General features: G+C 73.9%; 19 protein-coding genes. 12 read left to right on the forward strand and 7 right to left on the reverse strand.

The genetic code is table 11. From position 1 onward, the window contains the following. The first annotated feature begins 165 nt into the window (after window positions 1–165). Genes LEP48_RS12790 through LEP48_RS12800 form a run of 3 tightly spaced genes read left to right on the forward strand, consistent with a single transcriptional unit; the run spans window position 166 to window position 3,426 of the window. The gene (locus tag LEP48_RS12790) at window positions 166–1,572 is read left to right on the forward strand and encodes an ABC transporter substrate-binding protein (protein ID WP_225565982.1); all 1,407 of its coding nucleotides are present in this window, start codon (window positions 166–168) and stop codon (window positions 1,570–1,572) included. Further along, window positions 1,569–2,525 carry a carbohydrate ABC transporter permease gene (locus LEP48_RS12795; RefSeq protein WP_225565983.1) on the forward strand — a complete coding sequence of 319 codons (957 nt, stop codon included), beginning with the start codon at window positions 1,569–1,571 and terminating at the stop codon, window positions 2,523–2,525. The genes LEP48_RS12790 and LEP48_RS12795 overlap by 4 nt, the downstream gene beginning before the upstream one ends. A gap of 7 nt (window positions 2,526–2,532) precedes the next feature. Then, window positions 2,533–3,426 carry a carbohydrate ABC transporter permease gene (locus tag LEP48_RS12800; RefSeq protein WP_225565984.1) on the forward strand — a complete coding sequence of 298 codons (894 nt, stop codon included), beginning with the start codon at window positions 2,533–2,535 and terminating at the stop codon, window positions 3,424–3,426. A 99-nt stretch (window positions 3,427–3,525) separates the two neighbouring features. On the opposite strand, the gene LEP48_RS12805 is transcribed toward LEP48_RS12800, so the two are convergent. Then, window positions 3,526–4,635 (reverse strand): RDD family protein, encoded by a 1,110-nt coding sequence (locus tag LEP48_RS12805; RefSeq protein ID WP_225565985.1) that lies wholly within the window; start codon window positions 4,633–4,635, stop codon window positions 3,526–3,528. A 51-nt stretch (window positions 4,636–4,686) separates the two neighbouring features. Continuing rightward, window positions 4,687–5,955 carry a PEP/pyruvate-binding domain-containing protein gene (locus tag LEP48_RS12810; protein WP_225565986.1) on the reverse strand — a complete coding sequence of 423 codons (1,269 nt, stop codon included), beginning with the start codon at window positions 5,953–5,955 and terminating at the stop codon, window positions 4,687–4,689. 113 nt (window positions 5,956–6,068) lie between these two features. Between LEP48_RS12810 and LEP48_RS12815 the strand changes: the two genes are divergently transcribed. The 3 genes from LEP48_RS12815 to LEP48_RS12825 all read left to right on the forward strand — a co-directional run bounded on the left by LEP48_RS12815 (window position 6,069) and on the right by LEP48_RS12825 (window position 8,016). Continuing rightward, window positions 6,069–6,518 (forward strand): DNA-binding protein, encoded by a 450-nt coding sequence (locus tag LEP48_RS12815; RefSeq protein ID WP_225565987.1) that lies wholly within the window; start codon window positions 6,069–6,071, stop codon window positions 6,516–6,518. Beyond that, window positions 6,515–7,186 carry a transcriptional regulator gene (locus tag LEP48_RS12820; RefSeq protein WP_225565988.1) on the forward strand — a complete coding sequence of 224 codons (672 nt, stop codon included), beginning with the start codon at window positions 6,515–6,517 and terminating at the stop codon, window positions 7,184–7,186. Before LEP48_RS12815 ends, LEP48_RS12820 begins: the two co-directional genes overlap by 4 nt. Before the next feature lie 74 nt (window positions 7,187–7,260). Further along, window positions 7,261–8,016 (forward strand): SDR family NAD(P)-dependent oxidoreductase, encoded by a 756-nt coding sequence (locus LEP48_RS12825; RefSeq protein WP_225565989.1) that lies wholly within the window; start codon window positions 7,261–7,263, stop codon window positions 8,014–8,016. On the opposite strand, the gene LEP48_RS18840 is transcribed toward LEP48_RS12825, so the two are convergent. Next, a complete protein-coding gene (locus LEP48_RS18840; RefSeq protein WP_225565990.1) occupies window positions 7,943–8,479 on the reverse strand; it encodes a VanZ family protein in 537 nt (178 codons plus the stop codon). The two genes, LEP48_RS12825 and LEP48_RS18840, sit on opposite strands and share 74 nt — an antisense overlap. A 49-nt stretch (window positions 8,480–8,528) precedes the next feature. After that, window positions 8,529–9,494, reverse strand: a complete 966-nt coding sequence (locus tag LEP48_RS12835) for an ArsR/SmtB family transcription factor (protein WP_225566011.1) — start codon at window positions 9,492–9,494, stop codon at window positions 8,529–8,531. Between the two features lie 69 nt (window positions 9,495–9,563). Between LEP48_RS12835 and LEP48_RS12840 the strand changes: the two genes are divergently transcribed. Both LEP48_RS12840 and LEP48_RS12845 read left to right on the forward strand, forming a co-directional pair. After that, a complete protein-coding gene (locus LEP48_RS12840) occupies window positions 9,564–10,895 on the forward strand; it encodes an MFS transporter (RefSeq protein WP_225565991.1) in 1,332 nt (443 codons plus the stop codon). A gap of 133 nt (window positions 10,896–11,028) precedes the next feature. Then, window positions 11,029–12,009 (forward strand): CorA family divalent cation transporter, encoded by a 981-nt coding sequence (locus LEP48_RS12845; RefSeq protein WP_308010026.1) that lies wholly within the window; start codon window positions 11,029–11,031, stop codon window positions 12,007–12,009. Here the strand turns inward: LEP48_RS12845 and LEP48_RS12850 are convergent. Then, window positions 11,976–13,046, reverse strand: a complete 1,071-nt coding sequence (locus LEP48_RS12850; RefSeq protein WP_308010027.1) for a LacI family DNA-binding transcriptional regulator — start codon at window positions 13,044–13,046, stop codon at window positions 11,976–11,978. The genes LEP48_RS12845 and LEP48_RS12850 overlap by 34 nt on opposite strands. A gap of 154 nt (window positions 13,047–13,200) precedes the next feature. Here LEP48_RS12850 and LEP48_RS12855 point away from each other — a divergent pair, with 154 nt between their 5' ends. From LEP48_RS12855 to LEP48_RS12870, 4 genes are all read left to right on the forward strand, one after another. Further along, complete coding sequence (locus LEP48_RS12855; protein WP_225565992.1) at window positions 13,201–14,121, forward strand: carbohydrate ABC transporter permease; 921 nt, start codon at window positions 13,201–13,203, stop codon at window positions 14,119–14,121. Between the two features lie 2 nt (window positions 14,122–14,123). Further along, window positions 14,124–15,050, forward strand: coding sequence for a carbohydrate ABC transporter permease (locus LEP48_RS12860; protein ID WP_225565993.1), 927 nt, complete (start codon window positions 14,124–14,126; stop codon window positions 15,048–15,050). A 59-nt stretch (window positions 15,051–15,109) separates the two neighbouring features. Further along, window positions 15,110–16,456 (forward strand): ABC transporter substrate-binding protein, encoded by a 1,347-nt coding sequence (locus tag LEP48_RS12865; RefSeq protein ID WP_225565994.1) that lies wholly within the window; start codon window positions 15,110–15,112, stop codon window positions 16,454–16,456. Between the two features lie 144 nt (window positions 16,457–16,600). Beyond that, complete coding sequence (locus LEP48_RS12870; protein ID WP_225565995.1) at window positions 16,601–18,427, forward strand: glycoside hydrolase family 35 protein; 1,827 nt, start codon at window positions 16,601–16,603, stop codon at window positions 18,425–18,427. 52 nt (window positions 18,428–18,479) lie between these two features. Here LEP48_RS12870 and LEP48_RS12875 read toward each other — a convergent pair whose 3' ends face one another. Together LEP48_RS12875 and LEP48_RS12880 are read right to left on the reverse strand one after the other, a co-directional pair. After that, complete coding sequence (locus tag LEP48_RS12875; RefSeq protein WP_225565996.1) at window positions 18,480–20,723, reverse strand: HelD family protein; 2,244 nt, start codon at window positions 20,721–20,723, stop codon at window positions 18,480–18,482. Between the two features lie 73 nt (window positions 20,724–20,796). Next, the gene (locus tag LEP48_RS12880; protein ID WP_225565997.1) at window positions 20,797–22,329 is read right to left on the reverse strand and encodes an alpha-N-arabinofuranosidase; all 1,533 of its coding nucleotides are present in this window, start codon (window positions 22,327–22,329) and stop codon (window positions 20,797–20,799) included. Between the last annotated feature and the right edge of the window lie 24 nt (window positions 22,330–22,353).

Consider the following 22,353-nt stretch of genomic DNA (forward strand, 5'->3'; position numbering starts at 1 on the left):
TCCTCGATTCTGCGGCAGAGGCGAGCGTCGATACCGCGGCACGTGAGCGGATGGTCTTGCTCAGGTGAGCATATCGAACTACTGTCGTGACAGATGAGCGCAGCGCCGCCTCTCATTTGTGCGCGGCCCGGCACGCTCGACGCACCAGCACACGTGAGGACAGCGATGTTCCGACCACCCGGCGCACCAGCCCGCCCCGCCCGCCGACCCCGCACACCACACCGCTCGCTCGCCGCCGCGGCCGGGGCCGCGCTCCTGAGCCTGGGCGTCACCGCCTGCGCCGGAGCGGGCGCCGTCGGCGGGGGAGACGGCGAGCAGATCGTCGTCGCCATCGTGTCCAACCCGCAGATGCAGGACGCGATCTCCCTCCAGGACGAGTTCCGCGCCGCCCACCCCGGCATCGACGTGCGGTTCGTGTCCCTGCCCGAGAACGAGGCCCGCGCGAAGATCACCGCGTCGGTCGCCACGGGCGGCGGCGAGTTCGACGTCGTGATGATCTCCAACTACGAGACGCCGATGTGGGCCGAGAACGGCTGGATCGAGAACCTGCAGCCGTACGCGGAGGCGACGCCGGGGTACGACCCCGAGGACTTCGTGCCCAGCGTGCGCGAGGCGCTCTCGGTCGACGGCGACCTCTACTCCGTGCCGTTCTACGGCGAGTCGTCGTTCCTGGCCTACCGCGAGGACCTGTTCGCCGAGGCCGGGCTCCAGATGCCCGACCGGCCGACCTGGGACGACGTGCGGGAGCTCGCGGCCGAGCTGCACGACCCCGAGCAGGACTTCTCGGGCATCTGCCTGCGCGGCCTGGCGGGCTGGGGCGAGGTCATGGCCCCGCTCACCACCGTGATGAACACGTTCGGCGGGCAGTGGTTCGACGAGGACTGGAACGCCCGGCTCGACTCGCCCGAGGTCAAGGAGGCGGTGCAGACGTACGTCGACACCGTGCAGCAGTACGGGCAACCGGGCGCCGCGACGTCGGGCTTCGGCGACTGCCTCACCCGGTTCGCGCAGGGCAACGCGGCCATGTGGTACGACGCGACGTCGATGGTCTCGTCCATCGAGGACCCGGCGTCGTCCACCGTCGCGGGCAAGACGGGCTACGTCCCCGCGCCCGTCGAGAAGACGGACGCCGCCGGCTGGCTGTACTCGTGGTCGCTGGCGATCCCGTCGACGAGCGAGCACAAGGACGCCGCCTGGGACTTCGTCTCCTGGATGACCGACAAGGACTACATCGAGCTCGTGGGCGAGAAGCTCTCCTGGGAGCGGGTGCCACCCGGCAGCCGGCTGTCCACCTACGAGATCCCCGAGTACGCCGAGGTCTCCGAGGCGTACGCCGACGCGACCCTCACCGCGATGAGCGAGGCCACCCAGGAGGCCACGATGGTGGCGCCCGTGCCCTACCCGGGCATCCAGTTCGTGGGCATCCCCGAGTTCCAGGACCTCGGCACCCGCGTCGGCCAGCAGATCTCCGCCGCCGTCGCCGGGCAGAAGACGGTGGACGAGGCGCTCGAGCAGTCCCAGCAGTACGCCGAGACCGTGGCCGAAACCTACCGAGAGGGAGCCGAGCGATGACCGCCGTCACCGCGCACGCCGGCAGCGCCCGTCGTGCCGAGGCGCAGCGCGCGGCCCGCCGCGCCGACAAGCACGACTACCCGCCCGCCGAGCGCTGGCGCCGTCGGGCACCGCTGCTGCCCGCGCTCGTCTTCACGATCGTCGTCACGCAGATCCCGTTCCTCGTGACGATCTGGTACTCGCTGCGCTCGCGGAACCTGCTGCGCCCCGAGTCCGACGTGTTCGTCGGGCTCGCGAACTACGGCGACATCGCCCGCGACTCCGTGTTCCGCCAGACGGCTGTGAACTCCGTGGTCATCACCCTGGGCTGCGTGCTCGTGGCGATGCTGCTGGGGATCGTGCTGGCGATCCTGCTGGACCGCCCGTTCCGCGGCCGCGGGGTGGCCCGGACGCTCCTCATCACGCCGTTCCTCATCATGCCCGTGGCCACGTCCGTGCTGTGGTCGATGGCGATGCTGAACCCCACGTACGGGTTGTTCAACTGGACGCTCGGGCTGGTCGGCATCGACCCCGTCGACTGGACGTCGACGTACCCGATCGTCGCCATCCTCATGGCCCTCGTGTGGCAGTGGACGCCGTTCATGATGCTGCTGGTCCTGGCCGGGCTCCAGGCGCAGCCGAAGGATGTGCTCGAGGCCGCCGCGATGGACGGCGCCGGGTGGTGGCGCACCTTCGGGTCGATCACGCTGCCGCAGCTGCGCCGGTACATCGAGCTGGGGGTCCTGCTGGGGATCATCTACGTGGTCAACACGTTCGACCAGATCTACCTCATGACCGCAGGCGGTCCCGGGACGGCGAGCGCGAACCTGCCGTTCTACATCTACCAGCGCGCCTTCCTCGGCTTCGACGTCGGGCAGGCCGCCGCGATGGGCGTCGTCGTCGTCATCGCCACGATCATCGTCGCCTCCGCCGCGCTGCGACTCATCTTCCGCAGCTTCGACGTCAAGGAGTGAGCAGGTCATGAGCACTGCCACCGCAACCACCACACCTCCCACGGGCACGCCCGCCGGCTCGAGCGCTCGGGCACCGCGTCGTCCCGCCGCGCGCGGGCGCGTCACCGGGGGCCTGCTGACCACGCTCACCTGGATCCTGTCGCTCGGGTTCTTCTTCCCCGTCCTCTGGATGGCGATGACGGCCTTCAAGCAGGAGAACGAGGCGTCGTCGAGCCCGCCCACCTGGTTCTTCACCCCGACGCTCGACCAGTTCCGCGCCGTCGTCGGCGAGTCCGGGACGTACGTCGCGAACTCCGCGATCGCCACCGGCGTCTCGACGGTCCTCGTGCTGCTGCTCGGCATCCCCGCCGCGTACGCCCTGTCGATCCGGCCGGTGGAGAAGGTCAGCGACGTGCTGTTCTTCTTCATCTCCACCAAGATGCTGCCCGTCGTGGCCGTCATCGTGCCGATCTACGTCATCGCCGGGCAGCTCAAGGTGCTCGACAACATCTGGACGCTCGTCGTGCTGTACACGGCGATGAACCTGCCCATCGCGGTGTGGATGATGCGGTCGTTCTTCCAGGAGATCCCGGCCGAGGTGCTGGAGGCCGCGGCCGTCGACGGCGCGGGGCTGCTCAAGACGCTGCGTTCCGTGCTGATCCCGATGGTCGCGCCCGGCATCGCCGCCACCGCTCTCATCTGCGTGATCTTCGCGTGGAACGAGTTCTTCTTCGCGCTCAACCTGACGGCCTCGCAGGCCGCGACGGTGCCGATCTTCATCGTCTCGACGATGACGAGCGAGGGCCTGTTCCTCGCGCGGCTGTGCGCGGCGGCCCTGCTCGCGTCGCTCCCGGTGATCCTGGCGGGCTGGATCGCGCAGAAGCAGCTGGTGCGCGGCCTGTCGATGGGCGCGATCAAGTAGCCGCACCCGCCCCGGCCCCGGGTGTTGTGAGCGGGCGTTTGGCCCTGTCGAGCATCGGCAAGGGGGCCAAACGCCCGCTCACAGCGGGTCCGGGGGGCGCTAGAAGGGCCAGCGGGCGCCGGACGAGGGCGCGCGCGGGTCGGGCACCGGGCCCGCGCAGGTGGCGAGGGCCGGGGCGTCGTCGCCACCTGCGTCCCGGAGCGACGTCGTGAGCATCCGGCTCGTGACGTCGTCGTCGGTGGTGGCCGACTCCTCGGCGAGGAGCGTGCCGACCGGGGGCGTCGTGAACAGCGGCTCGCCGCCGTCCCGGACGTCGGCGAACCCGCTCTCCGCGTCCGGTCCCACGTTCTCCAGGTCCGTGAACCGCACGGACGACGAGCTGGACCAGGTGCCGCCGGGCGACAGGTCCTCGTCGGAGTGCGACCACCGGACGCCGACGTCCCACGTCGTCTCGCCGCCGCGGCGGACGCCGAGCCGGGAGTACCAGGCGTCCGTCCGCCGGACGACGAGCTCGGCGCGGAGCTCGCCGGCACCGCCGTCCTGCTCGACGGTGCACAGGACGGACTTCACCGGGCCCCAGGTCGCCCGGCCCTGACCCTGCGTGAGGCTCATGGCGACGGCCACCGTGCACAGCGAGATCGCGGCGTAGCGAGCGACCCACCGCGGCCAGCGCAGCCGGGGCGCCCGCGCGTCGCGAGACCGGCGCAGGTTCGTCACCCAGGAGTGCGGCCTGGGCGTCGTCGTGGACCGCACGACGGTGTGGAGCATCGAGTCGGCGAACGTGCGCCGCTCGCGGTGCCACAGCGGGCGCAGGTAGCCGATCAGCAGGAGCGCGTCGAGCAGGTGCGCGACCCAGCGCACCAGCGTGCGCCACAGCCCGACCGGGCGTCCGGACTCGTCGTCGACGACCGAGATGCCCACGACCCGCTTGCCCGGCGTCATCCCCGTGTACGCCTGGATGGCCAGCAGGAGCAGCAGCGTAGCCCCCGCCCACCCGGCCTCCCGGCCGTCCCCGACGTCGAACGGCAGGCCGGGAGCGACGACCAGGCCGGGGCCCCCGCCCACGGCGAGGAAGGTGGCGGACGACACGACGGCGGAGTCGAGGAGAGTGGCGAGGACGCGTCTGCCCCACGCCGCCGGCCGGCCCCCGCCGGCCCGGTCCCCGCCACGAGCAGAGGGTCGGCTCGGTGCGGGGACGGTGGTCGTCATGTCCGGATCGTTCCACGGTGCTGCCGCAGCGCCAAGGCGTGTCCGCGCAGGTCAGAAGGGCTTAGCGCCCGGTGGTTCGAGGGTCACGGTGCCCGCGTCGCCGTCGACGTCGACCGTCCCCGCGCCGTGGAGGGCACGGACCGCCCCCGGGACGCCGAGCACGGCGGGCAGCCGCAGCTCGCGCGCGACGATGGCGGCGTGGGAGAGCAGCCCGCCCGTCTCGGTGACCACGGCGGCGGCGACGCCGAACAGCGGCGTCCACGCGGGGTCCGTCTCGCGGCACACCAGCACGTCGCCGGGGCGGACGGCGGCGAAGTCGTCGGGCCCGCGCACCACCCGGGCCGGGCCGGTCGCCCAGCCGCTGCTGCCCGCCACGCCCGTCAGCACCGCTCCCGGGCGGTCCCGGCTCTCGCTGTGAGCGGGCGATGGGCCCGGTATGGCGCCCGGGACAGGGCGCATCGCCCGCTCACAGCGGTCAGGGGGGAGGGTGGCCGTGACGGGACGGGCCTGGAGCAGCCAGAGGGTGCCGTCGTCGTCCACCGCCCACTCCACGTCCTGCGGGCCGCCGAGCAGGTCCGCCACCCGCTCGCCGAGCGCCGCGACGGCGAGCACGGTGGCGTCCTCCAGGCAGGGCCGGTCCCTGTCGGCGGGCCGGACGTCGCGGACGACGGTGCCCGCCCCGGCGGGCGGACGGTCGACGCGGGTGCGCTTGGACCCCGTGCGGTGGTCGACGACGCGCCCCGCCACGACGGTCCACCGGTCGGGGTCGACCGCCCCCTGCACCACACTCTCGCCCAGACCCCACGACGCCTCGATCACCGTGCGCCCGCCGTCGAAGCCCGCGGTGAACAGCACGCCGGCCACGCGGGCGTCGACCAGGCGCTGCACGACGACGGCGACCTCCACCCCGGTCTGAGCGCCGTCAGCGGGCCGGCCGGCGTCGTACGACATGGCGGCGTGGTACGCGGTGGCCCGCACGCCGTGTGACGACGCGCGGCAGGCGACGACCGCCGCGACGACGTCGTCCACCCCCACGACGCCGAGCGTGGTCTCGTACTGGCCCGCGGCGGAGGTGCGCGCGCCGTCCTCGTCGGATGCGGACGAGCGCACGGCCACCGCGGCGTCGGCCCTCTCGGTGCCCGTCAGCTCACCGAGCCCGGTGCCGACCGCCGCGGGCAGGTGCTCGACGGCGACCTCGGCGGGCACGACGAAGCCGTCCGGCACGGGGAGCCCGAGCCGGTGCAGGCGGCCCAGCGTCGCCGCCTTGCCGCCGTGTGCCGCCGTCGTGGCGTGCAGGGGAACCACCGGGAGCACTCGCACCACCTCCGTCCCTGCGCGTCGTCCAAGGTGCGTCCGTGAGTGACGCCCACGGACGAAGGTTCCGACATCAATGGAACGTTGACAACGGTGTGTTGATGGTGCACGGTCGCGGGATGGACCGCAAGCCCGAGGCCGCAGCGCCGTTCGACGCACCGTTCGACGCACAGCCGGACGACCAGGCCGCCGCCGACGCCGAGACCCAGGCCCGCCGCACGCTGCTGGCACTCGGCGCCGACGAGCTGACGCCGCGGCCGTGGCAGCCCGCGTCGGTGCCGCCGTCGGCCACCGACCTCGTGCGGTACTACCTGTGGCGCTCGGCGCGCGGCGACCTCACCGCCGACCAGGACGCCGCGGGGGCGCTCGCCGCCCTCACGCTGGTGCCCGCCGCGCGCGCGGAGGCCGGACAGCTCGAGACCGCCGCGCTGTTCTCCGCCCGCTCCGCGGGCCACACCTGGGGGCGGATGGCGGGCGCGCTCGGGCTCGGCTCGCCGCAGGCGGTGCAGCAGCGCCTGGACCGCCTCGTCGCTCGGTCGGGCTCGGCGTCCCCACGGGACGGCGCGTGAGCCGCCTTTCCGAGCCCGGGCTGCTCGTGCTGCACGCCGTGCGAGTGCGGGGCACCGCGGACCCGGACGCCGTCGCCGCGCGGTACGGGCTCGACGTCGAGGTCGTCCAGGAGCTGCTGCTCGACCTGGAGGCCCTCGGCCAGGTGAGGTGGGCGGCGTTCGGCGGCACGGGCGGGTGGTCGCTCACCGAGCGCGGTCGCGCGGAGGACGAGCGCCTGCTCGCCGCGGAGCTGGCCGGCGACCCCGACGGGCGCGCGGCCGCCGTCGTGGGCGACGTGCTCCACGCCTTCGCGCCGCTCAACGCCCGGCTGCTGCGGGCGTGCACGGACTGGCAGCTGCGGCCCGCCGACGCCGGCCGGCTCGACGTCAACGACCACGCCGACGCCGCGTGGGACGCCCACGTGCTCGACGAGCTCGCCGCCGTCGTCCACGCGGCCCACCCGCTGCTCGCCGCGCTCGCGGCCGAGCTGCGCAGGTTCGACGGTTACGACGCCCGGCTGGACGACGCGCTGGCCGCCGCGCGGGCCGGCGACGGCGCGCGGGTGGCGGGCGTCGGCGCCGCCTCCGTGCACGGGGTGTGGATGGAGCTGCACGAGGACCTGCTCGCGACCGCCGGCATCACGCGGAGCGCGCCCCCTGACCCCCGCGCGCGTCGTGGACCGCACTAGGGTCGGCACGCGGGCCCCGGCCCGCCCCCACGTCATACCGACCCGCGAGAGCGCGGGGAGCCTGAGGAGGCAGCATGTCGCACACCCAGCCCGTCGCGGTCGTCACCGGAGCCAGCAGCGGGATCGGCGCGGCCAGCGCGCGGGCGCTCGCGGCCGCCGGGTTCCACGTCGTCCTCGGCGCCCGCCGCCTGGACCGGCTGGAGCAGGTCGCGGCCGAGACGGGTGGCACGGCGATCCCGCTCGACGTCACGCAGGACGCGTCGGTCGAGGCGTTCGCGAAGGCCGTCGACGAGCGGCTCGGGCGCTGCGACCTGCTCGTCAACAACGCGGGCGGCGCGCTCGGCGCGGACCCCGTGGCGCAGGCCGACCTCGCCGACTGGCAGCGCATGTACGACATCAACGTGCTCGGCACGGTGCGTGTCACCAAGGCGCTGCTGCCGGCCCTCCTGGCGTCCGGCGACGGGCAGGTCATCACGATCGGCTCCATCGCGGGCCGTGAGCCCTACAAGGGCGGTGCCGGGTACAACGCGGCCAAGCACGCCGAGGCGGCGCTCACCCGCGTGCTGCGCCTGGAGCTGCTCGGCCAGCCGGTGCGCGTCAGCGAGATCGACCCCGGCATGGTGGAGACCGACTTCTCGCTCGTGCGGTTCAAGGGCGACCAGGCCAAGGCCGACGCCGTCTACGCGGGGGTCGAGGCGCTTACGGCCGAGGACGTCGCCGAGACCGTGGCGTGGGTGGCCACCCGCCCGTCGCACGTCAACGTCGACCAGATCCTGCTGATGCCGCGTGACCAGGCTGCGGCGCAGGTCCTGCACCGTCGCGAGTCCTGACGGCCAGGCGCAGCGCCACCCAGGCGAGCGCGGCGCCCACGAGGGCCCCGGTGGTGTTGGAGAGCCAGTCGCCGGTGTCGCACGACCTGCCGATGGCAGGCACGAGCGCCTGCACCAGCTCGACGAGGGCGGATGCCGCGGACCCGGCGAGGAAGGCCGCCCAGGGCCGGCGCAGCGCGACCGCGGCGAGCAGGACCGGGGGCACGAACAGCACGACGTTGGCGAACATCTCGACCCGCCCGAACGTCGGGAACGCCCACTGGACCGCGCACCGTTCGAAGAGCTCGCGGTCGACGGGGACGAGCGTCAGTGCGAGGACGGGCAGCAGCGAGACGCCGCACAGGGCCCACGCGACCCGGGGGCGCCCGGCCAGCCACCGCCCGAGCCGTGGGCCCACCAGGACGAGCAGAGCGAACGCGGCCGGCGTGAGCCAGGGGTGGGCGACGAGCAGGGTCGAGATCACGGCGGGCAGCTTTCCACAGGCCGCTCCCGTCGGTCGTCGCGCTGGTGCGTCATCGTGCCGGGGTGCCGACCAGGGCGTCGCCCACCTCGGAGCGCAGGTACAGCACGGACCGGCCGGACCGCGCGGACGTGAGCAGGCCGGCGTCGTGCAGCGCGCGCAGGTGCTGGTTGACGGCACTGGTTGTGACGTCGAGGCGACGCGCGAGCTCCGTGGACGACGCCGGGTGCTCGAGCGTCGTCAGCAGCCCGGCCCGCACGCGCCCGACGACGGCGACGAGCGCGGCGCCCGCGACCGGCCGCTCCGCCTGCCACAGCGTCCCGGTGCCCCGTGCGCCGTACATGATGGTCGGCGGCTCGGCGGGGGAGATGGGGCAGGACGCCCCGCGGGTGAACAGCGTCGGCACCAGCGTGAGGCCCTCCCCGGTGGTGGCCCGCAGCTGGTCCCGGGGCTGGGTCGCGAGCTGCACGCTCACGACGCCGTCCGCGAACGACACGCGCTCGGCGAGGTCGGCGAACATCGCGCCCGCCCCACGAGCGGAGATCACGGTGCCGCGGTGCACGACGTCGGCCTGGAGCACGGCGCGCATCCGCGGCCAGTAGGGGGCGAAGCAGGCGTCCCAGTAAGCGGCCAGGGCGTCCAGGACGCGTTGCCGCACCTGGGACGTCGGCCCGCGCAGCGCCGGCGGCGGGCCTGCGGGGTGGAGCGCGGCGAGCTCGCGGCCGACGACGTCTGCCCCGGTCCGGGCCACGACGGCCAGCTCGTCGTCGATCCGCGTGAGCGGGCCGCGAGGGCGCGGGGTGAGATGGTCCGGCGTCCACAGCGTCTCGTTGGTCAGGGCCAGCAGCATCTCGCCGTCGAGACGGGACCGGGCCTCCTGCGTGCGGCGCAGCCACGGCAGGTGCAGCGGGTACCGGCCCGGTTCGCGCCAGGTGCGCAGCGACAGGACGAGCTCGTTCAACGGCGAGACGGCGAACCGGACGTCGGCCAGGTCCATGCCCGCGAGCTCGTAGCGCATCCATCCCACGGATGAAGCGTATTCCTTGATCGTTCCGCGCTTCGCCAGGTCTGTCGCCTACTGGTTCCCGTGATCCAGACGCTCTTCCCCCGTGACCGGGTGGCCCGCGCCCTCACCGTCTCGACCATGGCCTTCGCCATGTCGACCGGAGTCTTCTACTCCGTGTCCGTCCTCTACTTCACGCGTGTCGTCGGCCTGTCCGCCGGTGCCGTCGGGCTCGGACTGGGCGTCGCGGGCGGCGCGGGGGTGCTGGGGTCGTTCCTCGCCGGCCGCTGGTCGGACCGGTGGGGCGCGCATCGCGTGCAGGTCTGGGGCCTGGTGGTCCAGGCGTCGGCGCTCGCCGCCTACGCGTTCGTCGCCGACGTCGTGAGCTTCACCGTGGTCGCCGTCCTGGTCAGCGCCGGGCGCGGCGTGCAGGGCACCGCGCGGCAGACGTTGCTCGCACGGTGGTTCACCGGGGCCGAGCGGGTCGAGGTGCGCGCCCGGCTGCGCGTCGTGACGAACGTGTTCATCGGGCTGGGCACGCTGGCCGCGGCGGTCGCCCTGCTGCTCGACACCGCCGTCGCTTACCGCACCGCGATGGTGGGTACGGCGGTGCTGCTGCTGGTCGCCGTCGTGCCGCTGGTCGCCCTCCCGCGCACCGTGCCCGGGCTGGCCGAACGGCTGCGCGCGGGCGCGCTCGCCGCTCAGGGCGCCGCGGACGGGGGCGCGGCGCCCGCCGCGGGCTCGGCCGGTGCGCCGGTCGGTGTCCCGGCCGGCACCGCGGCGCCGTCGCCCTGGCGTGACCGCACGTACCTCGCCAGCGTGGCGCTCAACGCCGTGGTCGCCATGCAGTTCGGGGTGATGACGGTGGGCGTGCCCCTGTGGGTGGCGACGACCGACGCGCCCACCGCCGTCGTCTCCGCGCTGCTGGTGGTCAACACCGTGCTGGTGGCGCTGCTGCAGGTGCGCGCGTCGCGCGGGACCCACGACGTGCGCGGGGCCGGCCGGGCGGTGCGACGCGGCGCGGTGCTGCTCGCCGTGGCGTGCGTGGTGTACGCGGCCGCGGGCCACGGCAGCCTGGTGGTCGCGACGGTGCTGCTGGTGCTGGCCGCCGCCACGCACTCCCTCGGCGAGGTGCTCTCCGAGGCCGGCGGGTGGGGGATGGCGTTCGAGCTCGCCGACCCGCGGCGGGCGGGCGAGTACCAGGGCCTGTCGCAGACGGGCTACGCGCTCTCGGGCATGGTGGCCCCGGTGGTCGTCACCGCGCTGCCGATCCGGTACGGCGCGCCGGGCTGGCTGGTGCTCGGGGCGATCTTCGTCGCGGCAGGTGTCGGCGCGGCCGCCGTGGCCCGTCGTGCCGCGGACCGGGCCGACCCGGTCGACGCCGGACTCTCCCCGATCGCTTCCACGTCCCGCTGACCTCGCCGCCCTTGGGGTCACGACGGGGGCACGGCGGGGACGCGACGGTCACGCGACGGGGAGCGGCGAGGCGCGGCGGACGCCCGGACGGCTCGCGCTGCGCCGCCGGGCACCGGCACCCCAGAATGCAGGGGTGACGGACGACGAGGTTCCGGCGGCGCCGACGGTGGGGTTCGTGGGGGCGCGCGGCGGGGTGGTCGCGCAGCCCGACGCCGAGCATCGCACCCGCTGGACGCTCGTCGAGGACCGGGTGGCGTTCGCCCGCGCCGCACAGGACCTGGCCCCGGCGCTGCGGGACCGCATCGCCGTCGTCGTCCACGATCTCCGCGGGCCGGCGCACCGGCCGGTCGCGGCGGTGCGATGGATCGACGACGACTGGGTGCTGCTCCTCACCCCGACGGCGTGGTTCACGGAGGACGACCGGCAGGTGCACACGGGCGAGCTGGGCTGCCTGGTGGGCCCGGACCGGGTGCTGACCTTCGAGGAGGGCGACGCGAGGGTGCAGGAGCACGCTCTCGAGCGCCTCGGCGGTCCTGGTGGGCATCACGGCACCGCGCCGCACCGGGTGGTGCTCGCCGTCGTGCTGTCCCTCGTGGGTGTCGCGGCGAAGGTGGAGGTGGCGCTCGGGGACGCCGTCGCCGACGCCGAGCGTCTCGTCTTCGACACCGGGACCACCGCGCCGGTGCAGCAGGTCTACGATCTCAAGCGCGAGATCGCCGAGGCGCGGCGCGCCCTGGTGCCCGTGTCGGCGGAGCTGCCCGAGCTGTCCGAGGCCGACGAGGAGCACCCCCTGGTGGAGCGCCGCACGCTCGAGCGCCTGGTCGCCGCGGTGGAGCGGGTCGACCGGCACCTCGACGCCCACGACGACCTGCTCTCCGACATGCTGCAGGTGCACCTCGCGCAGGTGTCCGTGCGGCAGAACGAGGACATGCGCAAGATCTCCGCGTGGGCGGCGATCCTCGTGTACCCGACGGTGATTGCGGGCGTCTACGGCATGAACTTCCGGCACCTGCCCGAGCTGCACTGGGTGCTCGGCTACCCGTTCTCGCTCGCGCTCATGGTGGTGGGGTGCGTGGTGCTCTACCGGGTGTTCCGGCGCGTGGGCTGGCTCTGAGCGCTCGCCGCAGCCGCAGCCGCAGCCGGCGGCGGCGCGGTGCTCGCCCGCTCGACGAGCCGCGTCGGGACGAGGGTGGTGCCGTGCTCGGCGGAGTGCTCCGCCATCTGCCGCAGCACGCCCGCGACGCAGCGCCGTCCGACCTCCGCGAAGTCCTGGTGCACGGTCGTCAGGGGAGGCAGGTACGCGACGGCGTCCGGGACGTCGTCGAAGCCGATGACGCTGACGTCGTGGGGCACCCGCCGCCCGGCCTCGGCCAGCGCCCGCAGCAGGCCGAGGGCCATCTGGTCGTTGGCGGCGAAGACGGCCGTGGCGTCCGTGCGCGCGACCGCGCGCCCCGCCTCGTACCCCGACGTCGCCGACCAGTCGCCGCGGTGGACGGCCGGGAGCGGCCGCCCGGCGTCGAGCAGCGCCTGCCGCCAGGCCTGCTCGCGCCGCTGGCTCGCGAACGACCCGGACGGCCCGGCCAGGTGCACCACGGTGTCGTGGCCGAGGCCGAGCAGGTGCTGCACGGCCGCGCGGGACCCTGCGGCCTGGTCGGTGTCGACCACGGAGTAGCGGTCGCCGGCGTCGGAGTCGGCGACGACGACGGGCACGCCGGTCGGCAGGGAGACGCTGGCCGCGTCGAGCAGGTGCACCTCCATCAGCAGGATGACGGCGTCGACGGCGAGCTCGCCCAGGCGCGTGAACGCGCCGTTGACGCCGTCCTGCGTGGGGGCCTCGACGGGGATCACCGTGATCGCGTAGCCCTCCGCGGCCGCGGACGTGGCGATGGCGTCCAGCGTGCGCATGTTCCCGGTGGTGGAGAGCGTGAACAGGATGACGCCGATGGTGCGGAACCGTCCCGAGCGCAGGGCGCGGGCGGCGCTGTTGGGTCGGTAGCCGAGCGTGCGCATCGCGTCGAGCACCTGGCGGCGCGTGGAGTCCACGACGTTGGGCTGGCCGTTCGAGACCCGGGACACCGTCTGGGTCGACACGCCGGCGAGCCGGGCGACGTCGGCCATCGACACGCGCCGCCCCGGTGCCGGTGCTGTCACCCTGTCCTCCTCGTGAGCCTGACGTCGCCGAGCGGCCTGGGTTGACGCCGTGGCGGTCGCGGTGCACCATCACCCTAGTCCATGTTGACGTCAACATCCTGACCGTGCGGTCGTCGATGTTGACGTCAACATCCCGGAGATCCAAGGAAGATCCATGACGACGACGTCAGCGCTGCACCCGGCGAGCGCCGCCCCTGCCGTCCCACGCCGCAGCCGGCGGCGATGGACCGGGTGGATGTTCGTCGGCCCCTTCATGCTCGTGTTCGCGCTCGTGTTCCTGGCCCCGATCGTCTACGCGCTCTACCTCTCCGTGTTCCGCACGCAGATGGTGGGCGGGACGACGTTCGTCGGCCTCGAGAACTACGCCCGGGCGATGCAGGACCCGCAGTTCTGGGAAGGGCTCGGCCGGGTCGCGCTGTTCCTGGTGGTCCAGGTGCCGATCATGCTCGGCATCGCGCTCCTCGTGGCGCTCGCCATCGACAGCGGTCGGCTCTACGGCAAGAGCTTTTTCCGCATCTCGATCTTCATGCCCTACGCGGTGCCGGCGGTCGTCGCCTCGCTCATGTGGGGCTTCATGTACGGCACGCGGTTCGGCCTGGTGGGCAACATCAACGAGGCCCTCGGCATCACCCTTCCGAACCCCCTGTCGCCCGACCTCGTGCTGGCGTCGATCGGCAACATCGTCACCTGGGAGTTCGTCGGCTACAACATGCTGATCTTCTACTCGGCGCTGCGCGTCGTGCCGCACGCCCTGTACGAGGCCGCGGAGATCGACGGCGCCGGCCAGTGGCGGGTGATCGGGGCCATCAAGCTGCCCGCGATCCGCGGCGCGCTCGTCATCGCCACGATCTTCTCGATCATCGGCAGCTTCCAGCTCTTCAACGAGCCCAGCATCCTGCAGGCGCTGGCCCCGAACGCGATCACGACGTCGTACACGCCCAACCTATATGCCTACTCGCTGTCGTTCTCCGGTCAGCAGTACAACTACTCCGCGACGGTCGCCATCATCATGGGCGTGATCACCATGGTGATCGCCTATGCGGTGCAGCTGCGCGGCATGCGCAAGGAGCCGTGACGATGACGACGACCACGCTCGCCACGACGCACCGGGACCCTCACCGGGCACCACGCCTGCGCACCCCTCGCCGCCCGTCCGTGGCCCGCCCGCGCCGCAGCTCCCTGCTCACCGTGCTCACCGCCGTCGTGCTGGTGTACTCGCTGGTGCCGCTCGCGTGGCTGCTCGTCAACGCCACGAAGACCCAGGCGGACCTGTTCTCCTCGTTCGGGCTCTGGTTCGGCGACAGCATCGCGCTGTGGGACAACGTCGTCGCGACGCTGACCTACGACGACGGCGTGTTCGTGCGCTGGTTCGCCAACACCGTCCTGTACGTCGTGGTCGGCGCGGGCGGGGCCACGTTCCTCGCCGTCCTCGGCGGGTACGCGCTCGCCAAGTTCGACTTCCCCGGCAAGCGCGGCGTGTTCGCCGTCGTCATCGGGGCGGTCGCGGTGCCCGGCACGGCGCTCGCGGTCCCGACGTTCCTGATGTTCAGCGAGCTGGGCCTGACCAACACGCCGTGGGCCGTGATCATCCCGTCCCTGATCTCGCCGTTCGGGCTCTACCTCATGTGGACGTTCGCCACCGAGGCCGTGCCCCGCGAGCTGCTCGAGGCGGCACGGATCGACGGCGCCGGGGAGCTCCGCACGTTCTTCCGCGTGAGCCTCCCGCTGCTCGCGCCCGGCACCGTCACCGTCCTGCTGTTCACGATGGTCGCCACCTGGAACAACTACTTCCTGCCGCTGATCATGCTGCGGGACTCCGACTGGTACCCGCTGACCCTCGGCCTCAACGCGTGGAACGCGCAGGCCGCCACCGCCGGCGGCGAGGCGATCTTCAACCTGGTCATCACCGGCTCGCTGCTGACGATCCTGCCGCTCGTGGCCGCGTTCCTGCTGCTGCAGCGCTACTGGCAGTCCGGCCTCGCCGCCGGGAGCGTCAAGGAATGACCCGCCGACCGCACCACCCGACCGCCGTCCCGTCCCTTGTCGATGAAGTGAGGACCCCCATGGCACACACCACCGTCCCCCGCCGCCGCGCGCTCACCGCCCTGCTCGCCGCCGGCGCGCTCGCCGTCCCGCTCGCCGCCTGCTCCGGCGCCGGCGACGAACCCGCCGGATCCGGCGAGGCGAGCGCCGACGCCGCGTCCGCCCTCGAGAAGGGCGGCGAGCTCACCGTCTGGGCGTGGGACCCGACGCTCGAGTCCGTCGCGCGGGACTTCGAGGCCGAGCACCCGAACGTCACCGTCACCCTGGAGAACGTCGGCACCGGCAACGACCAGTACACCGCCCTGCAGAACGCGATCGCCGCCGGCGACGGCGTCCCCGACGTCGCGCAGGTCGAGTTCTACGCGCTGCCGCAGTTCGCGCTCTCCGACGCGCTCACGGACCTCACCCCCTACGGCGCCGACCAGCTCGACGGCACCTTCACCCCGGGGCCGTGGGGCGCCGTCACGCAGGGCGGGGGCGTCTGGGCGCTGCCCACCGACTCCGGCCCGATGGCGCTCTTCTACAACAAGCGGGTCTTCGACGAGCACGGCATCGAGGTGCCCAGCACGTGGGACGAGTACGTCGAGGCGGCCCGGACGCTGCACGAGGCCGACCCCAAGGCTTACCTCACCAACGACGTCGGTGACGCCGGCTTCACCACGAGCATGATCTGGCAGGCAGGCGGCCAGCCGTACCGGGTCGACGGCACGGACGTGACGATCGACCTCGCCGACGCCGGGTCGGCACAGTTCGCCGACACCTGGCAGACCATGATCGACGACGACCTCGTGGCCCCCGTCGTGTCGTGGAGCGACGAGTGGTACCAGGGCCTGTCCGACGGGTCGATCGCCTCGCTCGTCATCGGTGCGTGGATGCGCGGCAACCTGGAGTCGTCCGTGCCGGACGCCGCGGGGGACTGGGCCGTGGCCCCGATGCCGCAGTGGGAGGCCGGTCAGCAGGCGACCGCCGAGAACGGGGGCAGCTCGCTCGCCGTCCCCGCGGCCAGCGAGAACGCGGACCTGGCGTGGGCGTTCCTGGAGTACGCGACGGCCGGCGACGGCGTCGCGACCCGCGTCGACGAGGGCGCCTTCCCCGCGACCACGGCCGAGCTCGAGGACCCCGCGTTCCGCGAGCAGGAGTTCGACTACTTCGGCGGGCAGAAGGTCAACGAGGTGCTCGCCGACTCCGCGGCGAACGTCGTCGAGGGCTGGCAGTACCTGCCGTTCCAGGTCTACGCGAACTCGATCTTCAACGACACCGTGGGCCAGGCGTACGTGGGCGACACCACGCTGACCGAGGGCCTCGCCGCCTGGCAGGAGCAGTCGGCCACCTTCGGCAACGACCAGGGCTTCACCGTCAACCCCTGACGGCCCGTGCCTGACGGCGGCGGGGCGGGTGCGGTGCCCCGCCGCTCACTCGCCCTCGCCGCCGCCGCCCGTGACCCGCCGTCGCCCATGCGCGTGCTCGGCCCGCCTGCCGCGCCGTCGTCCGACCTGCCTGAAAGGCCCCTCATGCCCACGTTCGAGATCGGCGAGCGCGACTTCCTGCTCGACGGCCGCCCCTTCCAGGTGATCAGCGGTGCCCTGCACTACTTCCGGGTGCACCCCGACCAGTGGGCCGAGCGGATCCGGGCCGCGCGGCTCATGGGGCTCAACACGATCGAGACCTATGTCGCGTGGAACTTCCACGCGCCCGAGCCGGACCAGTTCGACCTCGGTGGGCGTCGTGACCTGGGACGCTTCCTCGACCTGGTGGCCGCCGAGGGTCTGCACGCCATCGTGCGCCCCGGCCCGTACATCTGCGCGGAGTGGGACGGCGGGGGACTGCCCGCGTGGCTCTTCGCTGCCGACCCGGCCGGTGGGACTGCCGGCCCGGCCGGCGGGTCCGCGGGGGGCGCGACCGGGGTGCGGCGGCACGACCCGGCGTTCCTCGACGCGATCGGCACGTACTACGCGCGGCTGCTGCCCGTGGTCGCCGCACGGCAGGTGACGCGCGGCGGCCCCGTGCTCATGGTGCAGGTCGAGAACGAGTACGGCGCATACCCCGGCGTGCCCGACGACGAGCGCGTCGCGTACCTGCGCGAGCTGGTGCGCCGCACGCGCGAGCAGGGCATCGACGTCCCGCTGTTCACGAGCGACCAGGCGGACGACGAGCACCTGTCGCGCGGCGGGCTGCCCGAGCTCCACAAGACGGCGAACTTCGGGTCGCGCTCGCCGGAGCGGCTGACCACGCTGCGACGTCACCAGCCCACCGGCCCGCTGATGTGCATGGAGTTCTGGGACGGCTGGTTCGACTCGTGGGGTCAGGTCCACCACGTCACCGCCCCGGAGACGACGGCGCAGGACCTCGACGACCTCCTCGCCGCGGGGGCGTCGGTCAACCTCTACATGTTCCACGGCGGCACCAACCTCGGGCTGACCAGTGGAGCGAACGACAAGGGCACCTACCTGCCCATCACCACGTCGTACGACTACGACGCCCCGCTCTCCGAGCACGGCGCGCCGACGGCGAAGTTCCACGCCCTGCGGGCGGTGATCGCCAAGCACGCGCCCGTGCCCGACGAGCTGCCCGGCGACCCCGCGCCCGCCCCGGTGGTGGACGTGGAGCTCGGCCGGCGCGCCGCCCTGGCCGACGTGGTGCACCTGCTCGCCCCCGACGTCGTCGCGTCGTCGGACGGCGCGCCCACGATGGACGCCCTGCGGCAGTGGTCGGGGTTCGCCCTGTGCTCCACGACCGTGCGGGCCGACGACGGTGTGCTGGTCGTCGACGAGGTGCGCGACCGGGCGTACGTGGCGCTCGACGGCGACCCGGTGGGCGTGCTCGACCGGACGACCCACGTGAACGTGCTCCCGCTCCCGCGCCGGGCCGGCACGCTGACGTTCCTCGTCGAGGACCGCGGCAGGGTCAACTACGGACCGCGGATCGGCGAGCCGAAGGGGCTCGTGGGGCCGGTGCGCACGGCCACCCGCCTGCTCACGGACTGGGAGGCGGCGCCCCTGCACCTCACCGCCGCGCCGCGCCTGCTCGGGGACGTGGCGTGGACCGCCGCGGACCCGGAGGCGCCCGTCGCGGGCCCGTCGTTCCACCGCGGCACGTTCGACTCCGTCGCCGGCGCCGACCACTTCCTGCGTCTGGACGGCTGGACCCGCGGCCTGGTCTGGGTCAACGGCGAGCTGCTTGGCCGCTACTCGGCCGAGGGGCCCACCGGCACCCTCTACGTGCCGGGGCCGCTGGTGCGCGCCGAGCGCAACGAGCTGGTGGTCCTCGAGCTGACCGGCGCCGCGGCACCGCGCGCCCGGTGCGTCCCCGCCCCCGACCTCGGCCCCACGGAGTCCTGACCGCCGGGGGCCCCGCCGAGGTCGTGCGGCTGTCGCACGACCTCGGCGGAGGTCAGGCGACGACGACCTGGCCCAGCTCCTGCGTGCAACGGGTGAGCGCCACGTACAGCCCGTTCCAGCCGCGCGGCTCCGCGGCGATGCCGTCGGGGTCGACGACGACGGCCGCGTCCCACTCCAGCCCCTTCGCCTCCGTCGCGGACATCGCCGGCACGCCGGTGGGAAGTGCCTCGCGCAGGGTGGCGACGCGGGCGACGGGCGCCACGACGCCCACCGTGCCGCCGTCGTACCGCTCGACCAGCTCGGCGACCGCGGCCGCCACCAGGGCCGGGCAGCCGGCCTCGTCGGTGCTGCGTCGCCACGGCGCGACAGCCGCGGACCGGACCGCCCGCGGGGGGTCGTTGCGGCTCCCCGCACGCCGCAGCACCGGGCCGGTCAGCTCCATGACCTCGCGCGGCGTGCGGTAGCACAGGGTCAGGTCGCGGCGGCGCCAACGGTCGCCGAGCGCGTCGCTCACCGCCTCGCCCCAGTCGGTCTGCCGGTGCGCCGACGACGCCTGGTCGATGTCGCCCACGGCCGTCACCGACCGGGTGGGGCAGCGGCGCACCACCATGTGCCACTGCATGCCCGAGAGCTCCTGCGCCTCGTCCACCACGACATGCCCGTACGCCCAGTCCCGCGTGCGGGCTGCGCGCTCGGCCAGCTCCGCACCGTGCGCGTGGTCGTTCGCGTCGTCGTTCGCGTCGGCGTGCGCGTCGGCGTGGGCGGCGTGCCTCGCGCCGGGTGCTCCGAGCAGGTCGGCGAGGGCGTCGAGCAGCGGCACGTCGCTGCTCGACCAGCCGTCGAGGACCGGTTCGGCGACGACACGCGCGATCTCCTCCCCGGTGAGCTCGGGCGCGTGGGTGCGCAGCAGGCCGCCGTCGCGCAGCAGGCGGGCGAGCTCCGTGGCGGCGTCGCGGCGGGGCCACCACGCGTCGACCGCCGCGGCGACGCCGGGGTCGGCGGCGATGCGCGCGCGCAGCGCCTCGAGGTCGGCCTCCGAGAGCACGCCGTCGACGTCGGACCCGGTGGCTCCGGTCGGGAGGGCGCGGTCGTCCGCGGCGGCGAGCGTGGCGTCGAGGCGCCCGAGCACGTCCTCGAACCCGTCCTCCGCCCTGGCGAGCAGCTCGGCCTGGCGGTCGGCGACCGCGTCGGTGAGAAGGTCGTGCACCCGCTCCACGACGCGCTCCCGGGCGCGGTGGTACGCGCCGGCGCCCTCGGCGGCGCGCCGGGCGGCGGCGACCTGGGCGGGCCCGAGCTCGTACTCCTCGCCGTCGAGCACCAGGTCGAGCGGGCTGCCGGCCGGCTCGAGCGACGCCACGAAGCGCCGCAGCACGGGCAGCCAGAGCGAGCGCCCCTTGATCTCGGCGACGTCGCGCTCCTCGCCGCGCGTGGGCCGGACGCCGGGGACGAGCGTGTCGCAGGTTGCGGAGACCACGGCGGTCTCGCCGAGCGCGGGCAGCACCTGGGCGATGTAGTCGAGGAACCGCCGGGACGGGCCCAGCACCAGCACGCCGCGCTCCGCCAGGTGCGGGTGGGCGAACAGCAGGTAGGCGACCCGGTGCAGCGCCACGACCGTCTTGCCGGTGCCGGGCCCGCCCTGCACGACGAGCGGCGTGCGGGCGTCCGCGCGCACCACGTCGTCCTGCTCCCGCTGCAGGGTCGCGACGGCGGTGCCCATCCGTCCGGTGCGGCGCTCGTCGAGCGCGGCGAGCAGCGCGCCCTCCCCCACGAGGGACGAGTCGTCCAGCCCGGCGTCCAGGGGCTCGTCGTCGACGCCCACCACCTCGCGGCCGCGGGTGCGCACGTGCCGCCGACGGCGCAGCCCTTGCGGGTCCACCGGCGTCGCCGTGTAGAAGGGGCGGGCGACCGGGGCGCGCCAGTCCACCACCAAGGGCTCGTCGTCCTCGGTGGCACCGGGCAGGCCGGCGCGGCCGAGGTGCCGGACGCTGCCGTCGTCGCCGTCGACGCGCCCGAAGACCAGTCCCTGGTCGGCGTGCAGGAGCTCCGCGCGTCGTCCGCGCAGGCGCGCGGCCCGGGCGTGGGCGGTGGCGTCGGCCGGCCGGGCGTCTGCGAGCGTGGCCTCGAGCGTGTCGAGCAGCTCCGCGCGCCGACGCCACGCGGCGTCGAGCGTCGCCTGCTCCTCCTCGACGGCGTCGCGGGCCGCGTCAGTGGCTGCGGTCGGGGTGGTGGTGGTCGAAGTGGTCGCGGTCGGATTGGTGGTGTTCGCAGTGGGGACCGGGACGACGGGCTGGGGCACGAAACCTCGATTCGTACGGTGTACGGGAGCCTCGCACCCAACGCCGCGCCGCACGGGATTGTTCCCGGGCCGCTCAGGTCAGGGTGAGGCGCACCGTCGCGAACGCCGCCGCCGGGAGCTCGGCGACCAGCACGCCGTCGTCGAGGCGCACCCCGTCGAGCGGGCGCGGCGCGACGGTGTCCGGCGCGTCGACGGTGTTGTGCGCGGCCGGGTCGTCGGCGGCGAGGACGGTGCCGACGGGGTCCGCGACGACGGCGCCGCGCAGGTCGAGGCGCACGGTGGCCGCGGCGTCGGGGTCGAGGTTCGTCAGCGACACCAGCACCGCGCCGTCCTTCGTGGAGGCCGACGCCGAGACGGTCGCGACAGGGGTGCCCCCCACGACGTGGTGGGCGCGCGGACTGCGCTCGCGGACCGGCAGGGCCGTGGCGTCCTGGTGCCCGGTGCTCATCGCGAAGGCGTGGAACGTCGGCGTCCTGATCAGCCGGGCGCCGTCGGTGAGCAGCATGGACTGCAGCACGTTCACCGTCTGGGCGATGTTCGCGAGCCGCAGGCGGCGGGCGTTGTCGTGGAAGGCGTCGAAGTGCACGGCCGCGACGAGGGCGTCGCGCATCGCGTTCTGCTGGTACAGGAAGCCCGGGTTCGTGCCGCGCTCCACGTCCCACCAGGTGCCCCACTCGTCGAGCGCGAGCGCGATCCTCGCCTGCGGGTCGTAGGCGTCCATGACCGCTGCGTGCCCGGCGATGAGGCGGCGCACGTCGAGCGCCTTGCGCATCGTGGCCCAGTACTCGTCACGGCCGAACTCGGTGGCCGAACCCTTGGCCCCCCACGTGCCGGCGAACGTGTAGAAGTGGAACGAGACGGCCTGGAACAGGTCGCGCGGCTCCGCGTCGCCGAGCGTCGCGACCTGCTGCATCAGCGTCTCGGTCCAGGAGTAGTCGTCGTCGGACGCGCCCGCGGCGACGCGCACCAGCCGGTTGTCCCCGTGGTTGCGCGCGTAGGTGGCGTGGGCGCGGGCGAGGGAGGCGAACTGGTCGGCGCGCAGGTTGCCGCCGCAGCCCCACGGCTCGTTGCCGATGCCGAAGAACGTGACCTTCCACGGCTCGTCGCGGCCGTTGCGGCGGCGCAGGCGCGCCATGGGGGCGTCGTCTCCGCGGGTCAGGTACTCGACCCAGTCGCTCGTCTCCTGCACCGTGCCCGACCCGACGTTCGCGGAGACGTACGGCTCCGTGCCGAGCAGCTCGCACAGCGCCATGAACTCGTGGGTGCCGAACGAGTTGTCCTCGACGACGTCGCCCCAGTGCGTGTTGACCATACGCGGACGGTGGTCCCGCGGTCCGACACCGTCCTGCCAGTGGTACTCGTCGGCGAAGCAGCCGCCGGGCCAGCGCAGGTTCGGCACGCTCAGCTCGCGCAGCGCCTCGACGACGTCGGCCCGGATGCCGGCGGTGTTCGGGATGTCGGAGTCCTCGCCCACCCAGAAGCCCTCGTAGATGCAGCGGCCCAGGTGCTCCGCGAACTGGCCGTACAGGTGGCGGCTGATCGTGGGGCCCGGGACGTCGAGGTCGACGACGGCGTCGAGGGCGAGGTGGTGGGGGCGCTCGGGCATGGGACGTCCTTGTCGTGTCGCTGG

This window comes from Isoptericola luteus (assembly GCF_020297055.1).
Lineage (GTDB): Bacteria > Actinomycetota > Actinomycetes > Actinomycetales > Cellulomonadaceae > Isoptericola > Isoptericola luteus.